Annotated in this window: 15 protein-coding genes; 9 read left to right on the top strand and 6 right to left on the bottom strand. The window is 59.1% G+C overall.

Annotation, left to right across the window (positions count from 1 at the left end; translation table 11 throughout):
• Nucleotides 1–396: transposase (locus tag A3A9_RS0124910; RefSeq protein WP_027061204.1), on the top strand; the 396-nt coding region annotated here is incomplete at its 5' end.
• 510 nt (nt 397–906) lie between these two features.
• Here the strand turns inward: A3A9_RS0124910 and A3A9_RS0124920 are convergent.
• The 4 genes from A3A9_RS0124920 to A3A9_RS0124935 are packed head-to-tail and all read right to left on the bottom strand — an operon-like array spanning nt 907 to nt 5,932.
• Nucleotides 907–1,461: a sarcosine oxidase subunit gamma gene (locus A3A9_RS0124920; RefSeq protein WP_027033242.1), complete on the bottom strand. Its 555-nt coding sequence runs from the start codon at nt 1,459–1,461 to the stop codon at nt 907–909.
• Nucleotides 1,454–4,387 carry a sarcosine oxidase subunit alpha family protein gene (locus A3A9_RS0124925; RefSeq protein WP_027033241.1) on the bottom strand — a complete coding sequence of 978 codons (2,934 nt, stop codon included), beginning with the start codon at nt 4,385–4,387 and terminating at the stop codon, nt 1,454–1,456. Before A3A9_RS0124925 ends, A3A9_RS0124920 begins: the two co-directional genes overlap by 8 nt.
• Nucleotides 4,384–4,674 carry a sarcosine oxidase subunit delta gene (locus A3A9_RS0124930; RefSeq protein WP_027033240.1) on the bottom strand — a complete coding sequence of 97 codons (291 nt, stop codon included), beginning with the start codon at nt 4,672–4,674 and terminating at the stop codon, nt 4,384–4,386. The genes A3A9_RS0124925 and A3A9_RS0124930 overlap by 4 nt, the downstream gene beginning before the upstream one ends.
• Before the next feature lie 7 nt (nt 4,675–4,681).
• The gene (locus A3A9_RS0124935) at nt 4,682–5,932 is read right to left on the bottom strand and encodes a sarcosine oxidase subunit beta family protein (RefSeq protein ID WP_027033239.1); all 1,251 of its coding nucleotides are present in this window, start codon (nt 5,930–5,932) and stop codon (nt 4,682–4,684) included.
• A 1,094-nt stretch (nt 5,933–7,026) separates the two neighbouring features.
• Here A3A9_RS0124935 and A3A9_RS0124945 point away from each other — a divergent pair.
• On the top strand, nt 7,027–8,064 hold the full coding sequence (locus tag A3A9_RS0124945) for an IS110 family transposase (RefSeq protein ID WP_027033238.1): 1,038 nt from the start codon (nt 7,027–7,029) through the stop codon (nt 8,062–8,064).
• Nucleotides 8,065–8,540: 476 nt separating this feature from the next.
• Here the strand turns inward: A3A9_RS0124945 and A3A9_RS0124950 are convergent, their stop codons facing one another.
• Nucleotides 8,541–9,383, bottom strand: a complete 843-nt coding sequence (locus tag A3A9_RS0124950) for a hypothetical protein (RefSeq protein ID WP_027033237.1) — start codon at nt 9,381–9,383, stop codon at nt 8,541–8,543.
• Nucleotides 9,373–10,632: a diaminobutyrate--2-oxoglutarate transaminase gene (gene ectB / locus A3A9_RS0124955; protein WP_027033236.1), complete on the bottom strand. Its 1,260-nt coding sequence runs from the start codon at nt 10,630–10,632 to the stop codon at nt 9,373–9,375. Before ectB ends, A3A9_RS0124950 begins: the two co-directional genes overlap by 11 nt.
• A gap of 616 nt (nt 10,633–11,248) precedes the next feature.
• Between ectB and A3A9_RS44230 the strand changes: the two genes are divergently transcribed.
• From A3A9_RS44230 to A3A9_RS0124990, 7 genes are all read left to right on the top strand, one after another.
• Nucleotides 11,249–11,482 (top strand): hypothetical protein, encoded by a 234-nt coding sequence (locus tag A3A9_RS44230; RefSeq protein ID WP_152536176.1) that lies wholly within the window; start codon nt 11,249–11,251, stop codon nt 11,480–11,482.
• A gap of 168 nt (nt 11,483–11,650) precedes the next feature.
• On the top strand, nt 11,651–11,971 hold the full coding sequence (locus A3A9_RS0124960; protein WP_027033235.1) for an iron-sulfur cluster assembly accessory protein: 321 nt from the start codon (nt 11,651–11,653) through the stop codon (nt 11,969–11,971).
• A gap of 26 nt (nt 11,972–11,997) precedes the next feature.
• The gene (locus tag A3A9_RS0124965; RefSeq protein ID WP_027033234.1) at nt 11,998–12,459 is read left to right on the top strand and encodes an iron-sulfur cluster assembly scaffold protein; all 462 of its coding nucleotides are present in this window, start codon (nt 11,998–12,000) and stop codon (nt 12,457–12,459) included.
• 236 nt (nt 12,460–12,695) lie between these two features.
• The gene (gene queE, locus A3A9_RS0124975) at nt 12,696–13,331 is read left to right on the top strand and encodes a 7-carboxy-7-deazaguanine synthase (RefSeq protein WP_027033232.1); all 636 of its coding nucleotides are present in this window, start codon (nt 12,696–12,698) and stop codon (nt 13,329–13,331) included.
• Nucleotides 13,328–13,681 (top strand): 6-carboxytetrahydropterin synthase QueD, encoded by a 354-nt coding sequence (gene queD / locus A3A9_RS0124980; protein WP_027033231.1) that lies wholly within the window; start codon nt 13,328–13,330, stop codon nt 13,679–13,681. The genes queE and queD overlap by 4 nt, the downstream gene beginning before the upstream one ends.
• Before the next feature lie 4 nt (nt 13,682–13,685).
• Nucleotides 13,686–14,423, top strand: coding sequence for a 7-cyano-7-deazaguanine synthase QueC (gene queC, locus A3A9_RS0124985; protein ID WP_027033230.1), 738 nt, complete (start codon nt 13,686–13,688; stop codon nt 14,421–14,423).
• 485 nt (nt 14,424–14,908) lie between these two features.
• Nucleotides 14,909–15,949: a LacI family DNA-binding transcriptional regulator gene (locus tag A3A9_RS0124990; protein ID WP_027033229.1), complete on the top strand. Its 1,041-nt coding sequence runs from the start codon at nt 14,909–14,911 to the stop codon at nt 15,947–15,949.
• Nucleotides 15,950–16,245: the final 296 nt, after the last annotated feature.

Genomic DNA, 16,245 nt, shown 5'->3' on the forward strand with positions numbered 1-16,245 from the left:
ACCTTCATCGCCGGGCTGCGATGCCACGGTCTTGTCGCGCCATGGATCGTCAACGCGCCGATGAATGCCGCCATCTTCGAACGCTACGTCGAAACTCAGCTCGCTCCCGAACTGTCGCCCGGCGATGTCGTCATTCTCGACAATGTCGGCTTCCACAAGAACGAGCGCGCCGCGCAACTGGTTCGCCAAAGGGGCGCATGGCTCCTGTTCCTGCCGCCATACTCGCCAGACCTCAACCCGATCGAGATGGCCTATTCAAAACTCAAGGCGAGGCTGCGAAAGAAGGCGGCCAGAAGCTTCGATGCCCTCTGCGAGGCTCTCGGCGATATCTGCCATCTGTTCCAGCCAGCCGAATGCAGAAACTTCTTCAAAGCTGCCGGATATGAGGCCAATTAATCGCGACACGCTTTAAGGCCTAAGGTCTTTGCGCCGCCAGCGCACCATGCCGTTTGCGCCCAGGATCGTGGCCCTGTTCCACCAACGCGCCAACGCGACCTTCTGCGTCGGCGTCACTGCGCCTGGAGCTCCAGCGATTTGCGGCTGCAAAGGCCGCTCAATCCGCCCGCATTGTAGCGAAGCATGCAGTGGCGCGGCGTCTGCCGATGCATGCCCAGTGTCCGCCGCTATCTTGCGGTCGCGGGCGATCGCCCGTGTCCGGGGTGCCGCCCGTGCATCCCGCGTCTTCGCCGGCGCAGCCCGAACTCGCGCTGCCGTCAGGTCCATCCGCGTGATTGCCATCTCGCCAAGCCGCGTTCGGCTCGCGACAGCCGTGAGTAAGGCTCGTCGCCTTTTGGCGACCCCGTACGAGTCATCCGCAAATGCTGTTGCTATAAAAGCGCGTGAACGTCCGAGCCTTTTCTGGCTTGGCAACCATTCGGCGAATTGGAAAGCCTGCACTAAGCTACCTTACTCTATCCTCCTTGAGGCAATTTCTAGCGCGTGCCAGAGCGAAGCGCCAAACGAGCGCGCGCCAAGCACGGCGACATGGGTTTCGCTGCGGCGGATTACGAAACAGGTCATGTGATCAAGGACTGTACGCGTCGCGCGACCCGGACCGAAACCGGCAAGATCGATGTTGATTAGCTTCGCCAGCAATGCGTCGAGGGGGCCTGTGCCGGCCCGAGATAAAATTTCGACAGCCACCCACCCACCAGTTTGCTCGGTCACCGAACAACCGCGGGCAGCCTCTTTCAGATCTGCGGCAAAGTCCTCTTCGGCGCGGCCTTCGGCTTCAACCATCCACTGACCTGGTCCAGTCCAGAAAGCTGCCACTTCCTGATCTGCTACCCAGCGTCCCGGCCTCGGCAAATTCAAACCGAACGGTTGGGGTGCAACGGTTTTCCGGCGCAGCGCTAGAGAGGCAAGCGCCAAATCTAGGTTCTCACGAATCTCCAGCGCTGCAAACGATGCGTAACGAGGATTTTCGGCGCCCAGCGCCTTGAGCGGTCTCAGGTTAGCCACGCAGACGTACTCCTTCAGCATCAACGAAATGGGACGAAACGACGCGCAGGCGTGCGCTTTCCCCTTCGACCGGGTTCGCAGCCATGATCACCTCGCCCAACCGTTCATAGCCATTCTCGAGGAAAGCCAGCCCGATCATTGAGCCGACATGGGGCGAATAGCAGGCTGACGTGATCCAGCCCTGATCGGTATCGTGGTTCAATGCTGCTCCTTCGGCGAAGAGATGTGAGCCGACAACGATCTTGCTCCCAGGCTCGACGGGCTGAAGACCCATCAGTCGGCGCTTATTTCCCGCCAGCCCCTCGCGCCGAGACATGATCGCGCCGATTGCGTCTTTCTTCTGCGACACCATTTTGCCGAGTCCGAGCATTTCGGCAGTGGTTTGGCCGTTAAGCTGGGCTCCACCGACGTGACCCTTTTCCATCCCTAGGACAGATAGCGCTTCGACTCCAAAAGGTGTCACTTCCAGATCTTCACCCATCTCCATCAGCCGATTCATCAGTGCATGCCCGTAGCGGGCGGGAACCGCAAGCTCGTAGCCAAGTTCTCCCACGAATGAGACGCGGAAGAGCCGCGCCCGCAGACCGCCGCAAACCGTTAGTTCCGCGCAAGCCATAAAAGCAAACGCGTAGTTCGATAAGTCGAACCCGTCGACGACCCGCTCGAGCAGCGCACGCGATCTCGGACCTGCGACAGCAATTTGCGCCCAGGCCTCCGTCGTGGATATGAGCTGTACGTCAAGCTCGGGCCAGAGGCATTGCCTGGCGAAATCCATATTTCGGAAAACCAGGCCCGCATTGCCCGTCGTTGTGGTGACCACATAGTGGTCATCGGCGAGTCGCGCGCAGGTACCATCGTCATAGGGAAAGCCGTCCTCGCGCAGCATCAGCCCATAGCGAACGCGGCCGACCTTCAGCGTCGACATCATGTTGCTGTAAAGACGATCGAGAAACTGCCCCGCATCGGTGCCCTGCACGTCGATCTTTCCGAGCGTGGAGACGTCACACAAGCCAACGGCGCTACGCACGGCCTGCGCCTCGCGATCTACACTCTGGCGCCAGTGCGTTTCCCCCTTACGGCGAAAATAATCGGCTCGCCGCCAGGGGCTAGACTCGTCAAATACCGCGCCTTGGGCTTCGGCCCACCGATGGGTCGGCGTCAAGTGGGGAGGGTGGAAATGCGGCCCTATATCGCCGCCCCCCAGGACCGCCAGTGCCACGGGAGTATAGGGCGGGCGGAAGATTGTAGTTCCGGTTTCCCGGATTGTTTTTCCAGTGAGCTCCGCCATTACGGCGAGCCCGATCACATTGGCGGTCTTGCCCTGATCCGTCGCCATGCCCAAAGTCGTATAGCGTTTCAAATGCTCTACCGACCGCATGTTCTCGGCATGGGCGAGCTTGATGTCCTTCACCGTCACGTCGTTCTGGAAATCGACCCAGGCGCGTCTCCTACCCGGCACGTGAAAGACGGGTGCGATTTTATATGCATCCTCTTCCGGGGTCGGAAAATTAAGAGATTTCGCCGTGATCCCTATGTCTGCCAACGCACATCTCGCCGTTTCCGCACCCGAACGCAGCGCTTCCGCGGTCGAGAAGCGGCCCGCTGCAGCGCCCGCCGCCCGCAACCCAGAAGGCCCGTACTCGCCAGGCAGGAACGCCAGCAGCAGCTCATTCCAGGTCGGCTTACCCCGATGGTGCGAAGCCAGATGCACGTTCGGGTTCCAGCCGCCCGCGACCCCAAGGGCGCCGCAATCGATCCATTCGGACCTGCCCTTTGTTTGAAACTCAATCGAGGTTAGGCCAAGACGGCCGCGCGAGCCGGTCACAACCCCGCCGGCGATTAAACGGTAATCACCACGAGCCTTCGCCTCTGGGCGCGCGTCGATGACAGCGGCGATCTCGACGCCCTTGGCGGCGAGGTCGCAGGCGGTACGGTGACCGTTCTCGTTGTTGGTGAAGACGGCGACCCTTTCGGATGGGCACGCTGCCCAGCGATTCGCGTAAGCTCGCATCGCGCCGGCCAGCATGATGCCGGGACGGTCATTGTCCGCAAAAGCGACGGGTCGCTCTATCGCGCCTGCAGCCAAGATGGCACGTTTCGCCGTTATGCGCCAAAGTGTCTGGCGTACGCGGCCTCTTGGCTGCGCAAGATGATCCGAAACCCTTTCCACCGCACCATAGATGCCGTGGTCATAGACGCCGAAAACCGTGGTTCGGCTCATCACCCGAAGACGTGGCAGGCTCTCGAATTCTGACTCCAGCGCTGAAATCCAATCGAGGGGCGGGGCCTCGCCCAGTGTTTCCGTCTCGCATAACAGCCGCCCGCCCAGGCGGAAATCCTCCTCCGCCAGGATCACACGTGCGCCTGAGCGAGCGGCCGTCAGCGCCGCAGCAAGTCCGGCTGGCCCCCCGCCGATCACCAGCAAGTCGCAATGCAGGAAGCCCCTGTCATAGGCATCGGGATCGGCCTGCATTGAGATGCTGCCGAGTCCTGCCGCCCTACGGATGGCTGGCTCGTAGACTTTTTCCCAGAAACTTTTCGGCCACATAAAGGTCTTGTAGTAGAACCCGGCTGTGAACAGCGGTGAGAACAGGTCATTGATAGCCATTGCGTCGAAACCAAGCGAGGGCCAGCGATTCTGGCTTCGCGCCTCCAGTCCCTCGAACAGCTCGACCGTTGTCGCGCGTGTGTTAGGCTCCTGTCGCGGGCCGGTGCGCAGCTCGACCAAGGCATTTGGCTCCTCCGAACCGGCGGACAACACCCCGCGGGGACGATGATATTTGAAGCTGCGCCCAATCAGGCGAACGCCGTTGGCTAACAGCGCCGAGGCAAGCGTGTCGCCGGGATGCCCCTGGTAGCGTTTTCCGTCAAACTTGAAGTTCAGTGTTTGTGTACGGTCGATTAATCCGCCTGAGAGCCGCGTCATTTTACGCTCCTCTTGCGCGCAAGGGCCACGTCGTGGGCCAACTCGGCGCCGAGAATTTCGTGGGTGATCGTATTGCGCGTAACGACCAGCCAGGAGTGGTCGCCGTGCTCGTGGAACCACAATTCCCGGTGCGCGCCCGCTGGATTGTCGCGCAAGTATACATAGTCGCAAAAGGCGGCCTCGGCATCGGGTGCAGATGGGTCTGGACGGTCGATAAGCCGGGCGTCTCCGAGATAGGCAAATTCTCTTGCATCGCGCAAACCCAGAACTGGATGGGGAATGAGCATTTTGACCTCACTGTAGGTTCGGCTGCGCACCAGCGCCGCTTTCATCGATTAAGTATCCTCTTGCGAAGCGATCGAGTCGGTAAGCGCGCGCAGTCTCATGAGGCGTATCGGTCGCAAGAAGATGGGCGAAGGCGTGGCCGCTGGCGGGCGTCGCCTTGAAACCCCCAACGCACCAGCCCCCGTTAAAATAAAGGCCTTCGATGCCCGTGCGGTCGATGATTGGCGAGCCGTCCATCGACATGTCCATAACGCCGCCCCATTGCCGCAGGAGCCGCACCCGACCGATCATCGGCATCACGGCCATGGCGCCTTCGCAGACATCCTCCACCATCGGCAAGTTCCCACGCTGCGCATAGGAATTGTAGCCGTCGATTTCGCCACAGAAGACGAGGCCGCCCTTATCGGATTGGCTTATATAGAAGTGCCCCGCGCCGAACATGATAACACAAGGAATAATGGGCTTGAGACCTTCCGTGACGAACGCCTGCAGGACATGGCTCTCGATCGGAAGGCGCATCCCCGCCATCGCCATGACGCGGCTCGAGGAGCCCGCCACTGCCACGCCGACCTTGTTGGCACCGATGAAGCCACGCGAGGTCTCCACACCACGGATGTTGCCATCAACGATGCGAAAACCTGTCACCTCGCAATTCTGGATAAGGTCCACACCGTACAGATCGGCGCCACGAGCGTAGCCCCAAGCGACAGCGTCATGCCGTGCCGTCCCCGCGCGTGGCTGCATAAAGCCGCCATGGATCGGAAAGCGCGCATTGTCGTAGTTCAAGAAAGGAAGCATCGCCTTGAGATCCTCGCGGCTTAACAGGCGCGCGTCCGCACCGGCGAGCGCCATCGAATTGGCGCGGCGTCGATACGCATCTCGCTGCCAATCCGAGTGAAAGAGGTAAATGACGCCGCGCTGGGAGACCATCGAGTTGAAGTTCAGTTCCTGCTCCAGCCCCTCCCAGAGCTTCAGTGAAAACTCGTAGAACGGCCCGTTACCGGGCAGTAGGTAGTTCGAACGGATGACTGTCGTGTTTCGGCCAACATTCCCGGATCCCAACCAACCCTTTTCCAAAACGGCGATACGGGATTGCCGGAAGGTCTTGGCCAGGTAATAAGCCGTCGCGAGGCCGTGCCCGCCGCCGCCAACGATGACGTAATCGTAAAACGGCTGCGGATCAGGATTGCGCCATAAAGGTTTCCATCCAGAATGACCTTTGAGCGCTTCAGAAAGAACGCGAAAGCCTGAAAATCTCACAGCGGGATTCCTCGATAGCAACGTCAGAACTACAACTCCGTCACCCAAGACACGCAGTTTCGAGATGTCCGAATGTGGCAGAAAAGGTGTACCACTGCGAAAATGGCGGGGGTATCGCAAAAAATCTGAGGATCTGTTCGTGACGTGTCAAAAAAGGGCGTCGAATGACGAATTGCGCCACGCGGACCGCACTTGGCGCATTGAATGTTGCGATGGGTTAGGCGATCTCTTTTGGGCTACCTTGATGAGGATACCCTAAGGCTTTGTCATGACAGGCGAATAATGCCAGTCAAGCGCGGCAGTTTGCCGGCGATCGGTTCGAGCTATGATGTGGCTCTGGTGAAGATGCAGCGCTGCCCCGCAGGGCCACGGTGCGGCTCAAGCAGGACTAGGTGGTGCAGGTCAATAAGTGCGGTTCCAATGGGTTAAGTAACGGCAGAATCTCCGGTTAAGCCGCCGCTGTTGAATGACAATCAAGGCTCGGCATTGTCGCAAGCAATCGACCTCGACGGGGCCATGTGCTGATGGCTGTGTGACCTGGCCTGGTGGCTTTGGGGGGAATTACGTCTCAGTAAGCGAGCAGACCTTGGGGGGCGCGGAGTGCGCCAGACGGGCTACCGCACCCCTCGTCCCGCCCGAGGCATCATGCGGAGGATGCCTCGGGCGCTTTCGATCGAATATAGAGCCACCCAGTATTGGCGGACATTGACATCTCACCGTCGCGAGCCGCCGACATGTTCAGCAGCCTCTCAGGTTTTGCCGAGGCGATGCTCCGCCTTTACAGCGCGTACAAAGAGGAGCAATTCGCTGCTGCCGATCCGCGGAAGTCGCGATGGTCGGTTGCGTGGGTGCGAAGGTTCCTTGCCACATGACGCGACTGCGTTCTTGGCTTAGGAGGCTGAAAAAAGAGCGGAGATACCCGTTTTGAATTTGCTTTGTGCTTGATCTGATTCCGACACGTTCCGTAAACAAAACAGTTGTTCAACAGATGGGGTGATTGGGGTCTCGCCCGAGCCAAATTGAGGGCGGCTGCTCCTATCGAGATGTGAGAACGTGGTCGATGTAGATCGCCACAAACATCAGGAGGAGCAGCCATGAAGTATTTTGCCGGACTTGACGTGTCTTTGGAAGAGACCGCCATCTGCGTCGTCGACGAGAGCGGCCGGATTGTGAAGGAAGGGCGGGCGGCGAGTGAGCCGAGGGCGCTTTATGAGGTCTTGCGGAAAATCGATCTGCCGCTGGACCGCATCGGGCTCGAAGCCTGCTCGCTGGCGGCCTGGCTTTATGACGGTATTCGCGCCGAAGGATTGCCGGCCATTTGCATCGAGACCCGACTGGCCAATGCGGCGATGAAGACGATGCCGAACAAGACGGACCGGAATGATGCCCGCGCCTTGGCGCAGATCATGCGCACCGGCTGGTATCGACAGGTGCATGTGAAGAGCCAGCAGTGTCGGCGCTGGCGGTCCCTCCTCGTCGCACGACGCACGGTCCTCAATGAAATGCGATCCATCGAGAACGTGATCAGAGCGATTCTGCGGGAGGCCGGCATCAAGCTCGGCACGCCAAGTCGTGCAGCTTTCGCCGATCGCGTGCGCGAACTGATTGGCGCAGATACGGTCGTCATGGCGCTTGTCGAGCCGCTTCTGGCGATCGTGGCCACGATGCTCCGCGAGTTCGGGCGACTGACAAAGCAAGTCCTCAATATCGCCCGCAAGGAGCAAGTCTGCCGGCGACTCATGTCCGGGCCCGGTGTGGGACCCATCACCGCGCTCGCCTTTCGTGCCACGGTCGATCAGCCGGACCGCTTTCGCCGATCGAGCGATGTCGGAGCGCATCTGGGTCTGACCCCGGCACGCTATCAATCAGGCGAGACGGACATTCAGGGCAAGGTAAGCCGATGCGGTGACGAGCTCGCCCGCACGGCTCTCTATGAAGCGGCTCATTCGCTGCTTGTGCTCAGCAAGAAATGGTCGTGCCTCAGAGCGTGGGGTATGAACGTCGCCAAGCGGCGCGGTATGGCCCGAGCCCGAGTTGCTGTTGCCCGCAAGCTCGCTGTCATTCTGCATCGCATGTGGAGCGACGGGACAGAATTCCGCTTCGGCAAGGCACCCGGCCCCGTATCGGCATGAAATAGGGACAACAGACCAACGAAGGAGGAGTTGATTCCGCCCGAAAGGGCGTGATCCGGATCGTTCCCGCGGGGACGATGGGCAAGGCGATCTCGTTAGCAGGCACGATCCTGGGACGAACTCTCTCAAGGTCGTTCAACAGATTGAGACGCCTCGCCCTACTGACCCCATCATGCGGCGGCCTAACGTCGACCGCGAAGAGAAGCGAGTGACCCGCGGGGCGACATGGTCCGGAAAAAAATATCAGGAGGAGCTTGACCCCAAGGACCCCAATCAGAGAAGCCTGCTAGATCACCTCTCGCGTTGCGTCTGCCTTGCTTAACATCACCTCGCGATGCCTGTTCAGCTTGGCACCGCGAACAGTGGAGCGCCGGGTAATGCGGACAGGGCGGCTGTGACTAAAGGCTCCCCTCGGGTTGCGACCGATGTGATACCTGTCGGCGGAAGCGCAGTCAGTCGCTGCGACATCCTTAACTTCAAGTCCACCAGAGAACAAGATCTGGCCGGGCAAATCCGAAAAAGCTGTTTAGCAGCACGCGACGCTTTCCGTTGCCTGCTTGACCAGTGACCCCATGAACGAAACCGCCGTCAAGTAAGGCGATGTCCCCGGCCTTGAGCCGGATGTCGCGACAAGGCACATCCTTTAGATAGACTGCAGAATAGGGATAGCCCGTTGTCTCCACCCCCTGCGACTTTCGGTCGTCAACTGTCGGCTTGTGGCTCCAGAGCCGCAGATTGCCGCCTTCCTCGGACATGCTGGGGTAGAAGTTGAGCGCGGCGACGGTATTGTGCGCCACCGCAGATAGCTCGTAATCGTTCCCGGCACGTAGCACTTGAGCGACATCGTCGTGGGGGTCCAAGGAAAACGTGCCGCTGCCGGTCCAACTGAGAGCCCGACAAACGTTAGCCTGACCGTGTTCTGAGCGCGCCAGCCGCAATTCAATGCCTTGTTTGTGAAGCTCGCGCTTCAACGCGTCGAAGAGGGCTCGGACCGGATCAACTAAATTGCCAAAAAGAGCGTCAACGTGCGGCCGCGCAGTTTCTGCCTCCGCGAAATAGGTGGCTGCATCCTTCCTGTAGTGGGATGCGCCCACATATTGTCCGGGGACGCCATCTTTGCGCTCCCTGAGACCGGGACTGCCAAAAAACTTCGCGGTGATCTCCTCGGCTATTTCGGTGCTGAAAGCTTGGCTGATATGCAGAGCCGTGATCTCACCTTTTAGGACCGAGATGATCTCCGCAGTGCTGATCGAGCCGGTTCGTTCCTCGATCGTAAGAGGCGAGATGGCCGGCGTTTGACGTGCTTGGTTAGTCGCCATTTGTTTTCTCCTGTAGTGCCTGATCGAGGATGGCAATTCCGTGATCAAGTTCGTCATCTGAGATGGTTATCGGCGGAAGGACTTTAATGACGTCGCGATTTGGCCCCGACGATTCGATCAGCAGGCCGTTTTCGAACGCGACATCGTGCACACGGCCAACAACGGCCTGTGATCGGCACTTGAGGCCGGCCATCAGACCACGGCCGCGCTTTTGTTCGATGCACTTAGGGAATTTCGCAACGAGGCGATCAAGGTGTTCTTGCAGTTTGACGGCCGTCCCCTCAACGGCTTTAGTAAACTGCCTATCGGACCACATTTTGCACATGGCCGCGGAAGTCACAAAGGCGAGATTATTGCCTCTAAAGGTCCCGCTATGTTCTCCCGGTTTCCATATGTCCATCTCGGGGCGAATCAGAACTATGGACAACGGATTACCTGAACCGCTTAGGGACTTCGAAAGACACACGATGTCGGGCTCGACTTTCGCGAACTCGAATGAGAAGAAATCGCCCGTTCGTCCCGAACCTGCCTGAATGTCGTCGACGATGAAAACGACGTCGTGCTTACGGCAAATGCGCTGAATTTCTGCAAGCCATGGTGCGGATGCGGTGTTCATGCCGCCTTCTGCCTGGATGGGCTCCAGGATGATTGCGGCCGGCTTTTCTATGCCGCTGCCCGGGTCGCCCAACACGTGATCAATGTAACTCGCGGAATCGAAAGTTTGGTTCGGATAGTTCTCGTAAGGGACACGGATCACGTCGTGGCGAGCAACGCCGCCAAGCTGTCTGGTTGACGCTGAACCCGATACAGCCAAGGAGCCGAGTGACATGCCATGGTACGAATTTGTGAAGGCCATAACACTCGAGCGGCCGGTATATTTTCGCGCCAGCGCCAACGCCGCTTCGTTAGCGTTTGTCCCGGTTGGCCCAGGAAACTGTATCTTGTAAGAAAGGCCCCGGGGCTTCAGGATCGAATTGACGAACACTTCGATGAAATCACGCTTTGCAGTTGTGTACATATCAAGCGACAAGACGATATTTTGGTTGGCGAGATATTGAATTGCCGGCGCCATAATATCTTGATTGTTATGACCGTAATTGAGCGCACCTGACCCAACAATGAAATCAATATAAGGTTTTCCGGACTCGTCCCAGATTGTCGCCCCAAGAGACTTTGTAAAGACTGTTGGGAAGGATCGTCCATAGCGACGAACGTTAGACTCGTAAGCTTCAAAAATGTCGATATCCATTAAAGGGCCTCTCTGTATGCGGCTTGCGATTCAACGCTGCAGGTTCTATGTTCACGCATTCCAAACCAATTATTTCGACGATCAGCTACGGCAAATCTCTGCCTTAAAGCGAACGTATCATGGTCAGCGACTTGAGTTCGCAAAGAGTCTGTAAACTTGTTTGACGAATCTGTTGCAACGCATTGGATAGCGATAGCGTGACAGTCAGTACCCGCCTTGCGGCAGCGCTAATCGGCGGCGTTGTTGGCGGGGGCACTGACCACCGGTTTTTCCAAGCATGACTGCAACCACGATGCTTGGGTATTTCCCTATGTCGGCCGTGACGGGATCCTTGCCGACGAGTAGCTGTGACAGATAGCGATTTCTCTCCTTCGATGTGACGGCGAGACCGGTGGCCGCTCGAGTTTCGTTTTGGACGCGGACGAGCCAGACCGCGGTTTGCGATAGAACTGGAACTGTCCGCGGCCTCTAATCGCGGCCGTGGCCGCCGTGGCGGTGATTGCGCTGTTGCCTGGGCGGCGTGTTGGCCCACCTCCTGGCTTCACGGCATATTGAACGCCTCAGTCGGCCCTCGCGAGATGGCGGCCGCACTACAGTCCATGGACCGAGCACGCGAGTGGTGTTCGGCACCCACGAGCCGACGCAGAATCGACTGCGCCCTCGAGGAAGCGCGATCGATGCGGCTATCGACCACCCGGTGTTCGCCACCGCACTGCGTGGTCACGATGGCGCGGCTTTTGGAGCGCAGCACGACTTAAGAGTTCCCACCCTTACACTGGTCAACATTCATGTGATCGAAAACGCTGGCTCAGGCGACGCCACTGGCGATGTGTCCGATGCCGCTTTTTGAACGCAAGGTTCACTCTGTCCGACATCCGACAATTGTTAGATGTCAGACAGGGCGCAAAATCAGCTAACCCGTTGTTTAATTGAATTTTCCTCTCTGGCACGTTCTGTGCAGCGTAGCTTGCGAAGCATCAGCAAGAAACTTGCGAAGCATCAGCAAGAAAATAGTCCCATGATCACACTTACTGAAAACGCCGTCGCTGCCATCAAGACCGCGCTTTCCCGCGCCGACGAACCGGCGGAAGGCTTTCGCATCATGGTCGAGGCGGGCGGCTGCGCCGGCCTCAAATACCTGTTGGGTCTGGAAAGCGTCTCGCGCGAGGGCGATGCCATCATGGAGACGGACGGGTTCAAGGTGTTCGTCGACGCAAACTCCCAGCCCCATCTCGCCGGCATGACCGTTGACTTCGTCACGGACCTGGAGTCCTCGGGCTTTGTCTTCGACAATCCCAATGCGCGGGACAAATGCGCCTGCGGCAAGTCCTTCGGCTAGCCGCCATCACGACAAGGATCGGCGCCGTGCGGGATAATACCGACAACGTCTACCTCTTCAACGACAAGCTCTATCTCATCAACCCGCACAATGTCGGCGCTTTGGACACCCCCAATGCGGCCGGCGAGGTCGGCGCCGTCGCCTGCGGCGACGGGCTTAAATTGATAATGGGTTTCGACCCCAAGACCGAGACGATTACTGCCGCAACGTTCCAGACCTTCGGCCGCGGCTCGGCCATAACCGCTTCCTCGACATTTACCGAATTCATCGTCGGCAAGACCATCGATGAAGCCCTTCAGATCACCGATCAGGACATGGCGGATTTTCTCGGCGCCCTGCCGCCGCACACGACCTACTCATCGCTCGACCGCCTCATCCTGGAGCGCGGCTTGCGGCTGATGAGCGAGTTCTTCCGTGCTGTGAGGCAGGCTTTCGAGGAGACACCAGGATTCTCACGCCTCGTCGTCGTCAAGGCATCATCGCCATGACCGGCGTGATAGCGGCGTTTTTCGAGGTGATAGGTTTCAAGGAGGGAGAGGCCCTTCCCCGCAGCCTCCGCCCGCTGAAACCTAATTCTGCGTGGAGTTCGGGTGAGTGGGTTTTCGGCAATCAGCCTCGATGGTGGAACGAACTGCAAAACCTGCAGTGGGACATTTCCCACCGATTGCCGCGTCTCCTAAGCCAGCAGAGATGCTCCCTTGCTCACTCGAAGGCCGCTTAAGCCATGCCATATGCGGTCAAAGAAATTTTCTACACCCTTCAAGGTGAAGGACGAAATGCCGGGCGGGCTGCCGTATTTTGTCGTTTCGCCGGCTGTAACCTTTGGTCGGGACGTGAAGGCGACCGGGCAAGAGCATTCTGCGAATTCTGCGACACGGATTTCGTTGGGGTAGATGGCCCCGGTGGCGGACATTTTGCCACCGCACAAGAGTTTGCGTTGGCGGTCGAACAAGCCTGGCGCGGGTCGGGAACTAGGCAGCGTCTTGTCGTGCTCACCGGAGGGGAACCCCTCCTCCAGATCGATGAAGAACTCCTGGAAGCTCTGCATTCCTTGGCGTTTGAAATTGCCGTGGAGACCAACGGTACCATTCCCACACTCGCCGGCATCGACTGGCTGTGCGTCAGTCCGAAATGCAATGCACGCCTCGTGGTCATGGCAGGGGACGAGCTAAAGCTTGTATATCCTCGGATTGGCGCGGAGCCCGAACATTTCGAAGTTCTCGCGTTTGAGCACCTTCTGCTTCAGCCGATGGATGGGCCCGAACGCGAGGCGAATACGGCCGCCGCAGTGGCCTATTGTCTTGCCAACCCACGTTGGCGCTTGAGCCTTCAAACCCACAAGTTTCTCGGGATCCCATGAAAATTACGCAAGCTTTCACCTTCGAGGCAGCGCACTGTCTTCCGCGCGTGCCAGAGACCCACCGCTGTCACCGCATGCATGGCCACTCATACCGTGTGGAACTGCGTCTGGAAGGGCCCGTCGATCCAGACACGGGCTTTGTCATCGACTTCTTCGATGTCGGGGCTGTGTTCGGACCGCTTCTGCAACGTCTCGACCATCAGCATCTGAATGAGGTTGAGGGTCTCGACAATCCGACAGCGGAAAACATTGCGGTCTGGATCTGGAACCAAACCAAGCCGCTTCTTGGCCAAATGTGCTCGGTAACGGTCTATGAGACGCCGCTGTGCTGGGCTGAATACGAGGGTTGACCCGATGCAACGAGATCCGGGAACCGCACTCGTCCTTTTCTCCGGCGGCCAGGATTCGACAACCTGCCTGGCTTGGGCGCTCGAGAACTTCGAGCGCGTCGAGACAATCGGCTTCGACTATGGGCAGCGGCACCGGATCGAGCTCGATGTGCGGCCCTACCTGCTCGGGCGCATTCGAACAGACTTTCCGGCCTGGCGTGGGCGACTAGGCGAGGACCACATGATCGACATGGCCGTGCTCGGTCAAATCAGTGATACCGCGCTCACGCGCGACGTCGAGGTCGCACTGAACGCGAACGGTCTAACAAATACCTTCGTGCCTGGCCGCAACCTTCTGTTCCTCGGCTTTGCGGCCGCGATAGCTTACCGGATGGGCGCGAAACACCTCGTGATCGGCGTGTCCGAGACGGATCGTTTCAGCTACCCGGATTGTCGGGATGACGCAGTCAAAGCGATGCAACTTGCCCTTAACCTTGGAATGGAGACGCATCTCGTCATTCACACACCCCTCATGCGGCGCGACAAGGCGCAGACCTGGGCGCTGGCGGGTTGGCTGGGCGGCGAGGTGCTGGTGAAGCTCATCTGCGAGGGAAGCCACACCTGCTATAGCGGAGACCGCGAACATAGACATAGCTGGGGTTTCGGTTGCGGGACCTGCATCGAGTGTAATCTTCGCGCAGCGGGATGGGAGCAATTCCGGTGCTGCAAAGAGGCACCCGTGGCCGCCCATGAAATGACGTGAGCGCCCCAGGTCCGGGCCGACGGTGGCAATCTGTTCCATAGATCGTTTCCTTCTCTTTGTGGTGTTCAGCACGACCAGGGTGGGTGCCTTCGATGCCGTTTCGAAGGGCTGTTCCATAGGATTGAAAAGGCGGCTGCCGTCACGAACGATACGCGTGACCGCATCAAGCGCCGGGGCAAAGCCATCCCAATGAATTAGAATGGCGAAAGTGTTGTCGAGGTCCAGAAAGCACTGTCCGTTGACGTCAGCCAGATTGGCGCCTTCGCGTTGCAGCGCGCCGCGTGGCTTCGGATCGCACAGCCGCAGCGCGCGTGGTGCCATCGGGAAAAATGGCGGCCGCGGGCGAACAATCGTGCCGATTGGCGTCAGGCGGCGCGAAGCTTTGTGCAATATGTCAGACCTCTCCTTGGGCCTACTCCGCCTTCGTCGCTGACTAGATGGCGTTTGCACTTGGTAGACGTCATTCACGAAATGAGAGGCGGCTGATGAACAGGCCAACGATCGCCGATCTGGCGAAAGCCGCGGGCGTAAGTGTTTCCACGGTCAATAGGCTCTTGCACGGAACTGGCACACTGCGACCGCAGACGGCCGACCTCATTTTGAGCGCAGCGCAGCAGATCGGCTTCCGCAGTTCGGGGCCGCTGCACGAACGCAGGCGGGACAATCTCCCGCATCGGCACTTGAGCTTTCTCATGCAGCAATCGCACCGGCCGCTCTGCCGGATCTGGGCCGAGGCGCTTCTAGGTGCCTGCGCGCGACGCACAGATGCGGTTATTGAGCCAGACGTGCTCTTCGAGGACGACCCTTCCCCCGAAGCGGTTGCTGCCAATCTGCTGAAGATAGGCGGAAGCGCCGACGCAATCGCGGTAATCTCGGCCGATCACCCGCTCGTCGGCCAGGCGATTGATGAGTTGCGCCTCAAAGGCGTTCCAGTGATCGCCTACGTCACTGACCTGTCCGCCGCCAGCCGGGCCGGCTTTGTGGGAACCGACAACTGGAAGGCCGGCCGCACCGCAGCATGGTTTATCAGCCAGACGTCCGGTCGGCCCGGCAAGATCTTTCCTCTCATCGGCAGCAACCGTTATCAGTTCCAAGACATCTCGGATGCGAGCTTTCGCTCCTACATGCGCGAGCACGCGCCCAAGTTCCACGTCAGCGAAACCCTGCTGACCCATGAGGCGCCGAAGAACGCCTATGCAATCGTTCGCAGGCTGATAGCGGAGGAGCCGGAGCTCCGGGGCATCTTCGTTAATGGCGGCGGCATTTCCGGCGTTCTGCGTGCTATGCGCGAGCTCGCTGCGGAGCAGCAGTGCAAAATCCGGGTCGTCTGCCGCGACATCGGGCCCGAGGCACGCAAGGGATTGAGCGAAGGCCTGATTACTGCTTCCTTGTGCCATCCCGTCGACAGGATGCCTGAAGAACTCATCAATGTGATGCTGCGCATGATCGAACGCACGGACACACGGTTAATCGAACAGCGGATTGTTCCGTTCGAGATCCTCACGCCAGAGAGCATTTGGACTTAAGAATCGGAAGAACCATCGTCGTCCGGATAAGGTCGTCCGTGCCGCTGCGAAGCGAACCGCTTCGTGGGTTAAACTGGGGCGCAAAGGGCAGCTCGGCACTCATGATCCTCGTTGCAACCGAAATTGGCCAGGAGGACGAGGAGATGGAAATCTCCGAGGAAGCCGATCTTGTCGAGAGCTGGACCCCACGCTCGCGCCAATGATTAGGCTGCTTCGGCCGTCCGTGCCGATTTGCGCGGCTTGTGGCGCACCACAACGTCCACCTTATAAGCGCGCGTCGATCGAGGCAGCGCACC

It is taken from the genome of Mesorhizobium loti CJ3sym (assembly GCF_000472785.1).
GTDB classification, from domain to species: Bacteria; Pseudomonadota; Alphaproteobacteria; order Rhizobiales; family Rhizobiaceae; genus Mesorhizobium; species Mesorhizobium loti_E.